Origin of the sequence: Rubrimonas cliftonensis (assembly GCF_900107585.1) — a bacterium.
Lineage (GTDB): Bacteria > Pseudomonadota > Alphaproteobacteria > Rhodobacterales > Rhodobacteraceae > Rubrimonas > Rubrimonas cliftonensis.
This window is the reverse complement of the sequence record NZ_FNQM01000019.1, coordinates 38,102-51,961: the sequence shown is the minus strand read 5'-3', so window position 1 is coordinate 51,961 and position 13,860 is coordinate 38,102. Positions and strand designations below refer to the sequence as shown.

Annotated in this window: 14 protein-coding genes and 1 pseudogene; 10 read left to right on the top strand and 5 right to left on the bottom strand. The window is 72.7% G+C overall.

The genetic code is table 11. The annotated features are described in order from the left end of the window. Positions 1–534: pseudogene (locus tag BLW43_RS18725) on the top strand (PQQ-dependent dehydrogenase, methanol/ethanol family); the annotation flags it as partial. Positions 535–865: 331 nt separating this feature from the next. Here the strand turns inward: BLW43_RS18725 and BLW43_RS18720 are convergent. Genes BLW43_RS18720 through hrcA form a run of 4 tightly spaced genes read right to left on the bottom strand, consistent with a single transcriptional unit; the run spans position 866 to position 3,966 of the window. Next, positions 866–1,816 (bottom strand): ABC transporter ATP-binding protein, encoded by a 951-nt coding sequence (locus tag BLW43_RS18720; RefSeq protein WP_093255799.1) that lies wholly within the window; start codon positions 1,814–1,816, stop codon positions 866–868. 24 nt (positions 1,817–1,840) lie between these two features. Beyond that, the gene (locus BLW43_RS18715) at positions 1,841–2,275 is read right to left on the bottom strand and encodes a hypothetical protein (RefSeq protein WP_093255798.1); all 435 of its coding nucleotides are present in this window, start codon (positions 2,273–2,275) and stop codon (positions 1,841–1,843) included. After that, positions 2,272–2,874 carry a nucleotide exchange factor GrpE gene (locus tag BLW43_RS18710; protein ID WP_093255796.1) on the bottom strand — a complete coding sequence of 201 codons (603 nt, stop codon included), beginning with the start codon at positions 2,872–2,874 and terminating at the stop codon, positions 2,272–2,274. Before BLW43_RS18710 ends, BLW43_RS18715 begins: the two co-directional genes overlap by 4 nt. A gap of 3 nt (positions 2,875–2,877) precedes the next feature. Further along, complete coding sequence (gene hrcA / locus BLW43_RS18705; protein ID WP_093255794.1) at positions 2,878–3,966, bottom strand: heat-inducible transcriptional repressor HrcA; 1,089 nt, start codon at positions 3,964–3,966, stop codon at positions 2,878–2,880. Positions 3,967–4,171: 205 nt separating this feature from the next. Here hrcA and rph point away from each other — a divergent pair, with 205 nt between their 5' ends. From rph to BLW43_RS18660, 9 genes are all read left to right on the top strand, one after another. Beyond that, entirely contained in the window at positions 4,172–4,879 is a 708-nt protein-coding gene (rph, locus tag BLW43_RS18700) for a ribonuclease PH (RefSeq protein ID WP_093255792.1), read from the top strand. Beyond that, on the top strand, positions 4,876–5,511 hold the full coding sequence (locus tag BLW43_RS18695) for a non-canonical purine NTP pyrophosphatase (RefSeq protein WP_245731128.1): 636 nt from the start codon (positions 4,876–4,878) through the stop codon (positions 5,509–5,511). Before rph ends, BLW43_RS18695 begins: the two co-directional genes overlap by 4 nt. Positions 5,512–5,521: 10 nt before the next feature. After that, the gene (locus BLW43_RS18690; RefSeq protein ID WP_093255790.1) at positions 5,522–5,902 is read left to right on the top strand and encodes a RidA family protein; all 381 of its coding nucleotides are present in this window, start codon (positions 5,522–5,524) and stop codon (positions 5,900–5,902) included. Between the two features lie 4 nt (positions 5,903–5,906). Continuing rightward, positions 5,907–6,767 carry a PhzF family phenazine biosynthesis protein gene (locus tag BLW43_RS18685; RefSeq protein ID WP_093255789.1) on the top strand — a complete coding sequence of 287 codons (861 nt, stop codon included), beginning with the start codon at positions 5,907–5,909 and terminating at the stop codon, positions 6,765–6,767. Between the two features lie 23 nt (positions 6,768–6,790). Next, positions 6,791–7,984 (top strand): radical SAM family heme chaperone HemW, encoded by a 1,194-nt coding sequence (gene hemW, locus BLW43_RS18680; RefSeq protein WP_093255787.1) that lies wholly within the window; start codon positions 6,791–6,793, stop codon positions 7,982–7,984. A 422-nt stretch (positions 7,985–8,406) separates the two neighbouring features. Beyond that, complete coding sequence (locus BLW43_RS18675; RefSeq protein ID WP_245731127.1) at positions 8,407–10,203, top strand: acetolactate synthase 3 large subunit; 1,797 nt, start codon at positions 8,407–8,409, stop codon at positions 10,201–10,203. Continuing rightward, complete coding sequence (locus BLW43_RS18670; RefSeq protein ID WP_093255786.1) at positions 10,200–11,570, top strand: hypothetical protein; 1,371 nt, start codon at positions 10,200–10,202, stop codon at positions 11,568–11,570. Before BLW43_RS18675 ends, BLW43_RS18670 begins: the two co-directional genes overlap by 4 nt. 31 nt (positions 11,571–11,601) lie before the next feature. Then, positions 11,602–12,171, top strand: a complete 570-nt coding sequence (ilvN, locus tag BLW43_RS18665; RefSeq protein WP_093255784.1) for an acetolactate synthase small subunit — start codon at positions 11,602–11,604, stop codon at positions 12,169–12,171. Positions 12,172–12,182: 11 nt separating this feature from the next. Then, entirely contained in the window at positions 12,183–12,746 is a 564-nt protein-coding gene (locus BLW43_RS18660) for a hypothetical protein (RefSeq protein ID WP_139284144.1), read from the top strand. Between the two features lie 148 nt (positions 12,747–12,894). Here the strand turns inward: BLW43_RS18660 and BLW43_RS18655 are convergent, their stop codons facing one another. After that, positions 12,895–13,839: an HNH endonuclease gene (locus tag BLW43_RS18655; RefSeq protein WP_093255781.1), complete on the bottom strand. Its 945-nt coding sequence runs from the start codon at positions 13,837–13,839 to the stop codon at positions 12,895–12,897. Between the last annotated feature and the right edge of the window lie 21 nt (positions 13,840–13,860).

The following is a 13,860-nucleotide window of genomic DNA, read 5'->3' as shown; positions in this document are numbered from 1 at the left end:
CCGAGGACCGGCCTGTTCTATGTGCCCACCAACCACGTCTGCATGGACTACGAGCCGTTCCGCGTCTCCTACACCGCCGGCCAGCCCTATGTGGGCGCGACGCTGGCGATGTACCCGGCGCCGAACTCGCACGGCGGCATGGGCAACTTCATCGCCTGGGACGCCGACAAGGGTGAGATCGTCTGGTCGCTGCCGGAGGAGTTCTCGGTGTGGTCGGGCGCCCTGGCGACCGCGGGCGACATCGTGTTCTACGGCACGCTCGAGGGCTTCCTGAAGGCTGTCGACGCCAACACGGGCGAGGAGCTCTTCAAGTTCAAGACCGCGTCGGGCATCATCGGCAACGTCATGACCTACAAGCATCGCGGCAAGCAGTACGTCGCCGTCTACTCCGGCATCGGCGGCTGGGCCGGCATCGGCCTCGCGGCCGGTCTGGTCAACCCGAACGACGGTCTCGGCGCCGCGGGCGGCTACGCCTCCCTCAGCGACTACACCGCGCTCGGCGGCCAGGTCACCGTGCTCACGCTGCCCAACTGATCAGCGCACCGCAAAGAGCATGGGGAAGAGCCTGACGGCCTTCCCCATGTTCGCCATGCATCCAGCAGGTCTTGGCGCTCGATGTGGAGAATCCTGAACGCGCCATGATCGCGGAATCGGAACACCGAGCATCTGATCCCGCACCGGGAACGCCCCCGCCTCCGGCGCGGCCCGTTCTCCAGAGATGGAGATGAAGGCATGCGCATGCGCCGCTTCGGCGACCAGCCGATCATCGCGATGCCGAAGAAGAACGGTCAAGGCATGCGTTGACGCGGCGAAGGTCGATGACATGCGCCGCCGCCACGGGGTCGGCGCAGCGCCGCCGGGCGCCTCACGCCGCGCGGTCGCCGGTCAGGGCGAGGAAGACGTCCTCGAGGTCCGGCTCCTCCGTCGAGATGTCGCGCACCATGACGCCCGCCGCCTGGGCCCTTGCGACGAGGTCCAGCGGATCGTCGGCGCCGCGCGCGTAGGGCAGCGCAAGGTCGCCGTTGGGGCGCAGCGTCGCGCGCAGTCCGTCGAGCCCCGCCGGCGCCGCCGCGAGCGGCGTCTCGGGGTGGATCACCAGCGTCTTGTCCTGAAGCCGCGAGAGCAGGGCCGGCGTGTCCTCGCAGGCCGCCACGCGCCCCTTGTCGATGATGGCGATGCGGTCGCACATCTCTTGCGCCTCCTCGAGATAGTGCGTGGTGAGAATGATGGTGACGCCGCGCGCGTTGAGCTCGCGGACATAGCTCCACAGGCTGCGCCGCAGCTCGATGTCCACGCCGGCGGTCGGCTCGTCTAGCACCAGCACGGCGGGGTCGTGCGCAAGGGCCTTGGCCACGAGCAGCCGCCGCTTCATGCCGCCGGACAGGCTGCGGGCGTAGGCGTGGGCCTTGTCCGCCAGGCCGAGCGCGGCGAGGATCTCGTCGCTGCGCCGGCGCGATTTCGGCACGCCGTATAGGCCCGCCTGCGCCTCCAGCGCCTCGCGCGGGGTGAAGAACGGGTCGGTGTTGAGCTCCTGCGGGACGACGCCGATGGAGGCGCGCGACATGCGGGGGTTGGCGTCCTGGTCGAACCCCCAGATGCGGACAGACCCGGCGGACTTCACCACGAGGCCGGCCAGGATGTTGATGAAGGTGGACTTGCCGGCGCCGTTCGGTCCGAGCAGCCCGAAGATCGAGCCGGACGGCACCGTGAGGTCGACGCCGCGGAGCGCCTCGACCTCCGCCCCGCCCGCGCCGCGGTAGGTCTTGCGCAGCCCGCGGACGCTGATCGCGTCCGCGGGTTCGTGTCGGTCGCTCATGTCCGTCTCCGAAAACTGCGCGGCTCAGCGGACCTGCAGGCTCACCCTGAACGTGCTGCCGGCGCCGTCGGCCTCGACCATCCGCAGCACGAAACCGTCGCGCCCCGAGAAGCCCGGCGCGGGCGTGTAGAAGAGCTGCGAGCCGATGGACGCCGCCTGCGGGCAGGACGCGGCCTCGCCGGTGCGCAGGCGCACGTCGCCGGACCGGCCGCTCAGCGTGCCATGGGCCGGGTGCTGAAGGGCGTAGAACGCCGGCGGCGGCGCGGCGCGGCAGGCGCCGTCCACCGTCGCCCATTCATAGATGAGCGTCGGCCCCGCGCCCGAGACTTCGAGAACCTTGGCGTCGTCGGTGGACTGCGGCAGCAGCCGCGCCTCGCCGGCCACGGCGCCTGCGGCGAGGAGCGCGGCGCAGGCCCCAGCGATCCGTCCCGCCGCGCTGCAGGGCGACGCGGCGATCATCCCTGCGCGGCCGCGGGTTCGGCCCTTGCGACGCCGACGAGCGCCGGGCGCAGCAGACGTCCGGCGATCGTGAAGCCCGACTGCATCACCTGGATCACCGTTCCCGGCTCGGCGCCGGGCGCCGGGGCCTCGAACATCGCCTGGTGCAGGTTGGGGTCGAACCGCTCGCCGGGCTCGGGCGTGAGCTTCTCGATGCGGTGCTTGGCGAAGGCGGCGAGAAGCTCCTTCTGCGTCAGATCCACGCCCTCCAGCACCGCCGCGGCCTGCGACCGCAACGTGTCGTCGATCGCCGCGACGGCGCGCTCGAGATTGTCGTGGACGCTCAGCAGGTCGCGCGCGAGGCGGGTGCCGCCATAGGCTTCGGCGTCGCGCCGGTCGCGCTCGGCGCGCTTGCGGACGTTCTCGGTCTCGGCCAGCGCGTACATGAGCTGCTTTCTGAGCTCGTCGCGCTCGGCCTCGGCCGCCGCCAGCGCGGTCTCGAGCGACTCAGGCGCGTCCCCGGCGGCGGCCTGCTCGCCGGCGGCGCCCGCCTCCGCGGCGTCCGCCGCCGTCGTCTCCGCCGCCTGCGCCTCGTCTGCGTCGCTTCTGGTATCGGACATTGATCACCTCGTGTTCCGGCCGCCCGGCCCCGTCTTCCGCTCCGCGACCATGCGCCCGACGAGCCGCGCGGTGTAGTCGACGATGGGCACGATGCGCCCGTAGTTCAGCCGCGTCGGCCCGATCACCCCGATCGCGCCGACAAGCTTCCGCTCGGCGTTCATATACGGAGAGATCACGAGAGAGGAACCCGACAGCGAGAAAAGCTTGTTCTCCGCGCCGATGAAGATGCGCACGCCCTCGCCGTCCGACGCGAGGTCAAGCAGCTGCGCGAGGTCGCGCTTGCGCTCCAGGTCGTCGAAGAGCTGGCGCATCCGGTCGAGGTCCTGCGCGCCGTCGAGCAGGTTGGCGCGCCCGCGCACGATCAGCCGGTCGATGCCGCCGCCGGGCTGTTCGCCGCTCCACGCCGCCAGACCCTGCTCCACCAGATCGGCCGCGAGCGCGTCGAGCTCGGCGCGCCGGCGCGCGATCTCCGAGGCGACGACCGCGCCGGCGTCCGTCAGCGTGCGGCCCTGCAGCGTGGCGTTGAGGAAGTTCGCGGCCTCGCGCATCGCCGAGGGCGTCATGCCCGGCGGCGGCGCGAAAAGGCGGTTCTCCACGTCGCCGTCCTGCGTCACGAGCACGGCGAGCGCCCGGTCGGCGGCGATGGAGACGAACTCGATGTGGCGGATCGGCGCCTCGGCCTTGGGCGCGATCACGAGGCTCGCGCACTGCGAGAGCCCCGAGAGCATCGCGCCGGCCTCGTCGAGCATGTCGGCGACGGAGGCGGAGGCCCCTCCGACCGCCTGATCGATGACGCCGCGCTCGGCCTCGTCGATGTCGCCGATCTCCAGCAGCCCGTCCACGAACATGCGCAGCCCCAGATGCGTCGGCACCCTTCCGGCGCTGGCGTGGGGGCTGTCGAGCATCCCCAGCGCCTCCAGATCCTGCATCACGTTGCGGATCGAGGCGGGCGAAAGCTGCATGCCCATCTGGCGCGACAGCGTGCGCGAGCCGACCGGGTCGCCGGTTTCCAGATAGGTCTCGACCAGTTGGCGGAAGACGTCCCGCGCGCGGGCGTTCATGTCGGCGAGTATCGGCGCGGTCTCGTTCATGGGACGCACTGAAAGTCTCTTTTCATGACCAGAGAGGTAGGGCCGGCTGCGACGCCGGTCAATCGCGCGCGCCGCCGCCGCGGCCCACCGAGCGCCCGACGACGACCGGCGACCGACATGTGGCGGCATCCGGCCCCGGATGGACGGCGCGGCGCCGGGCGGATAGACCAGCCGCATCGCCGAGAGCCACAGACGGAGTCCTTCCATGCGCCCATCCGGCCGCGCCCCCGACGCGCTGCGCAGCATTTCCTTCGAGACGGGCGTCAGCATGCACGCCGAGGGTTCCTGCCTCGTGAAGTTCGGCGACACGCATGTGCTCTGCACCGCCACCGTCGAGGAGAAGGCGCCGCCCTTCCTGCGCAACACCGGGCTCGGCTGGGTGACGGCGGAATACGCGATGCTGCCGCGCGCGACGACCTCGCGCAACCGCCGCGAGCGGCAGGGCGCCTCGGGCCGGACGCAGGAGATCCAGCGCCTCGTCGGGCGCTCCCTGCGCGCCTGTCTCGACCGGCCCGCGCTGGGCGAGCGCCAGATCGTCGTGGACTGCGACGTGCTCCAGGCCGACGGCGGCACCCGCACCGCCGCCATCACCGGCGGCTGGATCGCCCTGCGCCTCGCCGTGGACGCCATGATGGCGAAGGGGACGATCGCCTCCGACGCGCTCACGGGGCACATCGCCGCCATCTCCTGCGGCGTCACCGCAGAGGGCCCGGTGCTCGATCTCGACTACGCCGAGGACAGCACCGCCGGCGCGGACGCGAACTTCGTGCTGACCGGCGCCGGTGGGCTCGTCGAGGTGCAGGCCTCCGCCGAGGGCTCGGTGTTCTCGCGCGCCCAGTTCGACGCGATGCTGGCGCTGGCGGAGAAGGGCGTGGCGGAACTGGTCGCGGCGCAGAAGGCGGCGCTGGCGTGAGCGCGGCGGCGCCCGCTCCTGTGCGGCGCCGGCTGGCGCCCGGGCGGCTGATCATCGCCAGCCACAACGCCGGCAAGCTGCGCGAGATCGCGGCGCTGCTCGGCCCCTACGGAATCGAAACCGTATCCGCGGGCGAACTCGGCCTGCCGGAGCCGGCGGAGACCGAGACCAGCTTCGCCGGCAACGCCCGGATCAAAGCCCACGCCTCGGCGCGGGCCTCGGGCCTTCCGGCGCTCTCCGACGACAGCGGCATCGAGGTCGCGGCGCTGGACGGCGCGCCCGGCGTCTTCACCGCCGACTGGGCCGAGACGCCCGCGGGGCGCGACTACGCCATGGCGATGGGCAAGGTGTGGCGGGCGCTGGAGGCGAAGGCCGCGCCCGAGCCAAGGCTGGCGCGCTTCGTCTGCTGCCTGTGCCTCGCCTGGCCCGACGGCCATGACGAGGTGTTTCTGGGGACCGCGCCGGGCCGGCTGATCTGGCCGCCGCGCGGGGCCAACGGCTTCGGCTTCGACCCGATGTTCCTGCCCGAGGGGCGCGAGGAGACCTTCGGCGAGATGGCGCCGGACGCCAAGCACGCCATCTCCCACCGGGCCGACGCCTTTCGCCAGCTCGTTTCCGCCAGCCTTTCATGAGAGCGCGCCCATGACCCGCCAACTCGTCTCCACCGGCTCGCCCTTCGAGCGGGACTACGCCTATTCCCGCGCCGTCAGGCAGGGCGACTGGTGCTTCGTCGCCGGCACGACCGGCTACGACTACGCCGCGATGTCGATGCCCGAGGACGCCGGCGAGCAGGCCCGCAACGCGCTGGCCACCATCGCAAAGGCGCTGGCCGAGGCCGGTTTCGCGATGAGCGACGTGGTGCGCACGGTCATCTATGTGCCCGACCCAGACGACCACCCGAAGATCGGCCCGGCGCTGCGCGAGGCGTTCGGCGAGATCCGGCCCGCCAACACCACGGTCGCGAGCCCCCTGCTGAAGCCGGAGATGAAGGTCGAGATCGAGGTCACGGCCTTCAGGGGCTGAGGCGATGGCGGACGCGCGCGCAGACGCCCTGAAGGTTCGCCGGATCGCGGCCTTCACCCGCGACGGTCGCGGCGGCAACCCCGCCGGAGTGGTCCTCGCCGAGACATTGCCTGACGCTGCGACGATGCAGGCCGTCGCCGCCGAGGTCGGCTATTCCGAGACGGCGTTCGCCGCGCCCGCAGAGGACGGCTGGCGCGTGCGCTACTTCTCGCCGGAGACCGAGATTCCCTTCTGCGGCCACGCGACCATCGCGCTCGGCGCGGCGCTGGCGCAGGCGCACGGGGCCGGCGCCTTCCCCCTGCTTTTGAGGAACGGCCGCATCGAGGTCGAGGCCGGAATGCGCGACGGCGCTTGGCGCGCCGTGCTGCGGTCTCCGCCTACGCGCAGCGCGCCGGCGCCCGGCTTGATCGTAGCGGAGGCGCTCGATCTCTTCGGCTACGACGCAGGCGCGCTCGACCCGACCCTGCCGCCCGCTCTCGCGCACGCCGGCGCCGATCACCTGATCGTCGCGCTCGCCGCGCGCGAGGCGCTTGCCGCGATGGCCTATGATTTCAGCGCTGGGCGCGACTTCATGCGCCGCTGCGGCCTGACCACCGTCGCCTTCGTCCACCGCGAAGCCGAGCGGTCGTTCCAGGCGCGCAACGCCTTCGCCGGCGGCGGCGTGGTGGAGGACCCCGCGACGGGGGCCGCCGCCGCGGCGCTGGCGGGCATGCTGCGCGACCTCGGCGCGCTGGCGGGCGGGGAGCTCGTCGTGCTGCAGGGCGAGGACATGGGCCGGCCCTCGCGCATCGAGGTCTCGTTCACGTCAGAACGCGGCGCCTCGGTCAGCGTCGGCGGCGCCTGCGCGGACATCGCCTGCCCGTGACCGGCGGGGACGCAAAGCCTGCGATGCCGCCGCCGCACCGGGCCGACGCCGCCGCCGCGCCGCATGACTGGCTCGCGGGGGGCTTCGGCGTCTACGTCCACTGGCCGTTCTGCGCCGCGAAGTGCCCCTACTGCGACTTCAACTCCCACGTCGCGAAGGCTGCGGTGGACCAGCCCCGATGGCGGGCGGCGCTTCTCGCGGAGATGGAGGCGGCGCGGGCGGCGACCGGGCCGCGGCGCGCGGACACGGTGTTCTTCGGCGGCGGCACGCCGAGCCTGATGCCGCCGGAGACCGTCGCCGCCCTCGTGGAGGCGGTCGACCGGCTCTGGGGCGTCGCGCCGGGGGCGGAGATCACGCTCGAAGCCAACCCGACATCGGTCGAGGCCGGCCGCTTCCGCGGCTATGCGCTGGCCGGCGTGAACCGAGTCTCGATGGGCGTGCAGGCCCTGAACGACCGCGACCTCAGGGCGCTCGGCCGGATGCACTCCGCGGCGGAGGCCCGGGCGGCCTTCGACGTGGCGCGCGCCGCCTTCGAGCGGGTCTCCTTCGATCTGATCTACGCGCGCGAGGGGCAGACGCCGGCGGCCTGGGCGGCGGAGCTGCGGGCGGCGCTGGCGATGGCGGTCGATCACCTGTCGCTCTACCAGCTCACCATCGAGCCCGGCACAGCCTTCGGCGCGCGGTTCGACGCGGGAAAGCTCACCGTGCCGCCCGACGACGACGCCGCGACGATGTATCTGGAGACGCAGGAGGTCTGCGCAGCCGCCGGGCTGCCGGCCTATGAGGTGTCGAACCACGCCCGGCCCGGCGCGGAGAGCCGCCACAACCGCGTCTACTGGCGCTATGGCGACTACGCCGGCGTCGGCCCCGGCGCCCATGGGCGGATCACCGGCGCCGACGGCGCGCGGCGGGCGACGGTCTCGCCCTCGGCCCCCGGCGCATGGCTCGCGGCGGTCGAGCGCGGCGGCGGGCCTAGCTGGGCCGAGGAGGTCGTCGCGCCGCCCGATCAGGCGACCGAATACCTGATGATGGCGCTGCGGCTGACCGAGGGCGCCGATCTCGCGCGCTTCGCCCGGCTGAACGGCGCGCCGCTCGACCCTGCCCGCATCGCGCCGCTGGTGGAGGACGGGCTGGCGACCGCGGACGGCGACCGCATCGCCGCGACCGCCGCCGGGCGACCGGTGCTCAACGCGCTGCTGCGGGCGCTGCTGGCCTGACGCGGGACGACCGCGCCGCGACGGTCGGGCCGCCTGCGCCCCGGCGGGCGAGTCGCCCGCGGCGAAGCCGAACCTTCCGGGACGGCATGCGGCTTTTCGCGCCGCCGCCCTCCAGCCACGGTTGCGGAATTGAATGATTGCGCACCGCCCGCCATAATCGCAACATAATTGCGATTTTTCGCCTTCCGCGATGGATTTCCTCAGCCGCGCGGGTTGACCGCCCGCCGCCCCTGTGGCAACGGTCCTCCCAACCTTGGGAGCGGGCGACATGGCGCTGGACATCGTAGGCATCGCGGGGCGCGCGGCGCGGCGAAGGGGCTAGGCCCCCTCGTCGAGGATCGCGCGCAAGGGCCCCGAACGGGGCCTTTTTCATGCGCGCTCGATGGAACCTGCAGGGCGGACGCGGAGGCGGGAGAGGCGAGATGATGGCGGATGGCGGCGCGCCGGGTGCGGCGGCGATGGCGGACGAGGCGGAGCGCGACGTGACCGGCGCGCACATCGTCGTGAAGGCGCTGCGCGACCAGGGCGTGGAGGTCGTGTTCGGCTATCCCGGCGGCGCGGTGCTGCCGATCTACGACGAGATCTTCAAGCAGAACGACATCACCCACGTCCTCGTTCGGCACGAGCAGGGCGCGACCCACATGGCCGAGGGCTACGCCCGCTCGACCGGCAGGCCCGGCGTGGTGCTCGTCACCTCCGGCCCCGGCGCGACCAACGCCGTCACAGGCATGACCGACGCGCTGATGGACAGCATCCCGCTGGTGGTGCTGACCGGCCAGGTGCCGACTTTCATGATCGGCAACGACGCCTTTCAGGAGGCCGACACGGTCGGCATCACCCGACCCTGCACCAAGCACAACTGGCTGGTGCGCGACACCGCGAAGCTCGCCGACGTCATTCATGAGGCGTTCCACGTCGCGACGTCCGGCCGCCCCGGCCCGGTGCTGGTGGACATTCCCAAGGACGTGCAGTTCGCCTCCGCCCGCTACAAGGCGCCCGGCGCGGCGCGGCGCTCGACCTACCAGCCCAGGACCGCGCCCGACATGGCGGCCATCGCGGCGGCGGTGGAGCTGATCGAGCGCGCCGAGCGCCCCGTCTTCTACACCGGCGGCGGCGTCATCAACTCCGGCCCCGAGGCGACGCGGCTGCTGCGCGAGTTCGTGGCCGAGACGGGCTTTCCGATCACCTCCACGCTGATGGGCCTCGGCTGCTACCCGGCCTCCGGCGCATCGTGGCTGGGGATGCTCGGGATGCACGGCTCCTACGAGGCCAACTGGGCGATGCACGACTGCGACGTGATGATCAACATCGGCGCGCGCTTCGACGACCGCATCACCGGGCGCATCAACGCCTTCTCGCCCGGCTCGGCCAAGATCCACGTCGACATCGACCCCTCGTCGATCAACAAGAACGTGCCGGTCGACGTGCCGGTGGTGGCCGACGTGACCGAGGCGCTGCGCGCTATGCTGGAGGTCTGGCGCGCCCGCGGCTCCCGCAAGCGCGACGTGAGCGCGTGGTGGAAGCGCATCGAGGGATGGCGCGCCATCGACTGCTTCGCGTTCCGCAACTCCGACACGGTGATCAAGCCGCAATACGCGCTGCAGCGGCTCGAGGCGCTCACCAGGGGCATGGACCGCTATGTGACGACCGAGGTCGGCCAGCACCAGATGTGGGCGGCGCAGTATCTCGGCTTCGAGGCGCCCAACCGCTGGATGACCTCGGGCGGCCTCGGCACCATGGGCTACGGCCTGCCGGCCTCCATCGGCGTGCAGATGGCGCACCGCGACGCGCTGGTGATCAACGTCGCCGGCGAGGCGTCGTGGATGATGAACATGCAGGAGATGAGCACCGCGATCCAGTATCGCCTGCCCGTCAAGCAGTTCATCCTCAACAACGAGCGGCTCGGCATGGTGCGCCAGTGGCAGCAGCTGCTGCACGGCGAGCGCTATTCGCACAGCTACTCCGAGGCGCTGCCTGACTTCGTGAAGCTCGCCGAGGCGTTCGGGGCGAAGGGCATCCGCTGCGAGAACCCCGCCGATCTCGACGAGGCCATCGCAGAGATGCTCGCCCATGACGGCCCGGTGGTGTTCGACTGCCTGGTGGAGCGCCACGAGAACTGCTTCCCGATGATTCCTTCGGGCAAGGCCCACAACGAGATGCTGCTGGGCGAGGCGAGCACCGAAGACGCCATCGGGGACGCAGGCGCCGTGCTGGTGTGAGGCCGGCCCGCCTCGCATACGCCGCCGCGCTGGCGGTCTGCCTCGCCCGTTCGGCGGCGGCGGAGGCTCCGCGTGCGGTGGACGGACTCGCGCCGCCCGAGCAGGCGGCGGCCTACATGGCCAGTTGGAGCGACGCCGTCCGCACACAGGTCTTCATGGGCGCCGGCCGGGGGGCGCGCTTCGTCACCCCATGCGCCAGGGGGCTGACGGAGGCCGCGGCGCGCGCCGCCTGGGGCGTGCCGCCGGATCGGCCCGTCGCGCTGGACCCGCTGCGCCTGCTCGCGCCCGGCGTCGATCTGGCGGCGCGCCATGCGGGCGATTTCGGCTGCGCGCTGATCGAGGCGGGTTTCTGGCCGGTGCATCTCACCTTCAGCGGCGAGGGCCGGCTCGCGCTGACCCTCGTGCAGGACGGCGCGCGAGAGCTGCTGGTCGAGTTCGAGACCGCCGATCCGCTCGACGCGGCCGAGATCACGGTGGACGCCGTCTCGCTGGTCGCGCCCCAGCGCGGCGGCCGGCCCATCGTGCTGCGGCCCCGGCCGGCGGACGCGGCCGACCATGTGGGCCGGCGCGAGGCCGAGACGCGCGAGCTTTCCGCCGCCGAGAGCCTCGGCGCGCTTGCCGCGATGGCGGGCCTCGGGACGTTCGACCTCGCCGCGGCGGGGGTCGCGACGGAGGCCAGCCGCGCCGAGGCGACCGCAGCCGCCGCCGCCGAACCCGGCTGCGCCGAGACCGGCGCCTGCGTCGTTCCGCCCTGCGGGCCGGCGCGACGAGACAGCGCCGCGTTGCGCGAAGCCCTCTATTCGCCAGAGGACAAGGCGATGATCTGCGAAACGCTCGCGGCCTGGCGGACGGAGCGCCACCCGCCCGGCGCGCCCGACGCGCGGATCGTGCGCCGCGCGCTGGTGATGGCGCTGCAGGATCTCACGCCAGAGGAGGACGTGTCCGAAGGGATCGGGCGCGTCGTGACCGAGCACTCCCTGTCCGGCACGCGCTTCATCGTCACGAACACGCTGGGCGTCGCGCTCATGGGGCTGCCGCTGCAGGCGCAGACCGTGCGCGCAGTCGAGGTCGGACGCTGCCGCGGCGACGACGCGCGGCGGACCTGCGAGGCGACGGCGGAGGTCGAGCTGTTCTCCCGCGCGGTCAACATGCCCGAGAGCGTGCAGAAGGCGCTCGTCGAGGCCATGCTCGGCCCGCCCCGCACCTACGAGGCGCGGCTTTCGCTGGATTTCGTCAGGCGCAACGCACGCTGGGAGCTCGAGGCGCCGCGCGCCGTCGCCGGCGCGGCGCTCGACTGGTCCGAGGGCCTCATCCTCAAGGGGCCGGCGGCGTACTTCATCGAGGATGTCGAGCGGCTGGCGCCATGAGCGCCGCCGCGGAAAGGGGAGACGACGCGCCATGAACGCGCTCAACATCGAGAAGGGCTCGTCGAGCCACAGCGCCTACGACCTGCGCGCGAGCCGCGAGGAGGGCGTCGAGCGGCGCACCCTGGCGGTGCTGGTGGACAACGAGCCCGGCGTGCTGGCCCGGGTGATCGGCCTGTTCTCCGGGCGGGGCTACAACATCGAGAGCCTGACGGTCGCGGAGACCGACCATACCGGCCACCTGAGCCGCATCACCATCGTTACCTCGGGCACGCCCATGGTGCTGGAGCAGATCAAGGCGCAGCTCGGGCGGCTGGTGCCGGTGCACGACGTCCACGACCTCACCATCGAGTGCCCGGCGGTGGAGCGCGAGCTGGCGCTGGTCAAGGTCGTCTCCACCGGCGACAAGCGCGTGGAGGCGCTGAGGCTGAAGGACGCCTTCCGCGCCAAGGTGGTCGACAGCACGCTGGAGAGCTTCGTGTTCGAGATCACCGGCTCGCCCCAGAAGATCGACGCCTTCGTGGACCTGATGCGCCCGCTCGGCCTGATGGACGTCGCGCGCACCGGCGTCGCCGCGATCACCCGCGGGCCGGAACCGCTGTGACCGGAGCCGCCGTGAGGCGAACCGCCGTGCGCCGGACCGCGCAGACCCCGGCCGCGCAGACCCCGGCCGCGCAGACCTTGGCCGCGCCGACCTCGATCGCCGTGACGCGCCCGCGCGCGCCCGCGATCGCGATGCGGCGCGCCGCCGCGCCCGCCGCGTTCGCAGCCCTGCTGGCCTGCGGCGGCGCTCTGGCCCAACCGGCGCCCGGCCCGGTCTATCTCAGCGTCGCCGCTCTGGAGGACGGCCGGCTGCGGAGCACTTTCGTCTTCTCGGACGCCGTCAGGCGTGGCGAGTTCGCCCCCGTCGCCGCCTTCTCGGTGACGCCCGACGCGCGGAGCTGCGGGGTGAACCTGCGCGCCGACCCCGAAATCCCCGAGATCGACCGCGCCGCGCCGATCATCGACCCATCCAACCCAGAAACCCCCGTCCTCCCCGCCGGCCTGCCCCCCGCGATGGCCGACGCCGCGGCCGCGCTGGCCGAGGCGCGCGGCCTGCCGCTCGACGACGTCGCCCGCGCCGGCCAGCAGGCCTGCGTCCGCCGCCTCTGGGAGCGCATCGTCGGCCTCAGGCGGTAGACGGGCGGCGTCCGACGCGCCGCGGGGCTGGCTCTGGGCGCGGCCTCTCCGCCACGTTCGGCGCCAAGCGGCTGTCGCCTGCGGGCGGATGCGCTATGTTCGTCGCGAACGAATGAGGAACATAGCGAGTCGCATGGCCCGGCGCCGCCTAACCCTTGAAGATCGCCTCTCGATGGTGCGCGAGAAAGCGCGGATGCGGCCTGAGCGCCGGGCCGGGCGGCGCGCGCAGCCGCCCGTCCGTGTTCAGGAGCCGCGCCGCCTCGGCCGGCAGCCGGTCGCGCGCGACGAGGATCGACAGGTCGTCATCCACCGAGACAAGGCCGCGGTCGAACATCCAGTGCGCCGTGCCGCTCAGCGCAAGGCCGTTGCGCACCGTGTCAGGGCCGTCGTGGTGAACCGGGCGGATATGCGCCGCCTGAACCTCCGGCCTGCCGCCGCCGTTCAGGATGCGCAGGCCGGTCAGCGCGCAGGTCTGGCCGTAGGCCGCCTTGACCTGTCGCGCGAAGGCGGCCTCTCGGAACGGCCGGGAGACGAGCTGCTCAACGATCCGTCGCGGCGCCGCGCCCCGGTCGAAGCCTGCCACGACATCGGACAAGCCGGCGGGCTCGGGAAGGCCGGGCGAGGCGTCCTGCGCCCAGTCCTGCGCCCAGTCCTCGGGACCGAGCGCGGGCCTGACCCCCGAGAAGCCCAGCGCGCAGATGGCGTCGAACTCCGGCGCCGGAAGGTCGCGCACGGACCGGCCGAAGGCGCCCTTGTTGGTCGCGCCGTCCGCGCGCCGCAGCAGGCTTTCGAGATAGGCGTCGCCCTCGCGGAACCCCGGCGGCGACGGGAACGGCAGGTAGTCGGCCATCCGGGCGTAGAAATGCCCCTCGTCGCGGGGGTCGCGCTCGATCCCGACGACGCGCGCCACGGCGAAATAGACCTGACGCCCGGCGCCGCCCCCCGCCGCGGCGCGGCGCGGCTCGTAGTAGACGATCCAGTCGCCCTCCGCGCGCCGCACGGCGTTCAGGTAGGTGCGCGGAAAATGATAGCGCTCCTCGGGGTGGTCGTCATAGATCGACCCGTCGGCATGGGTGAAGACCGCGTGCGCCATGGGGCCAAGGCTACGCGCGCC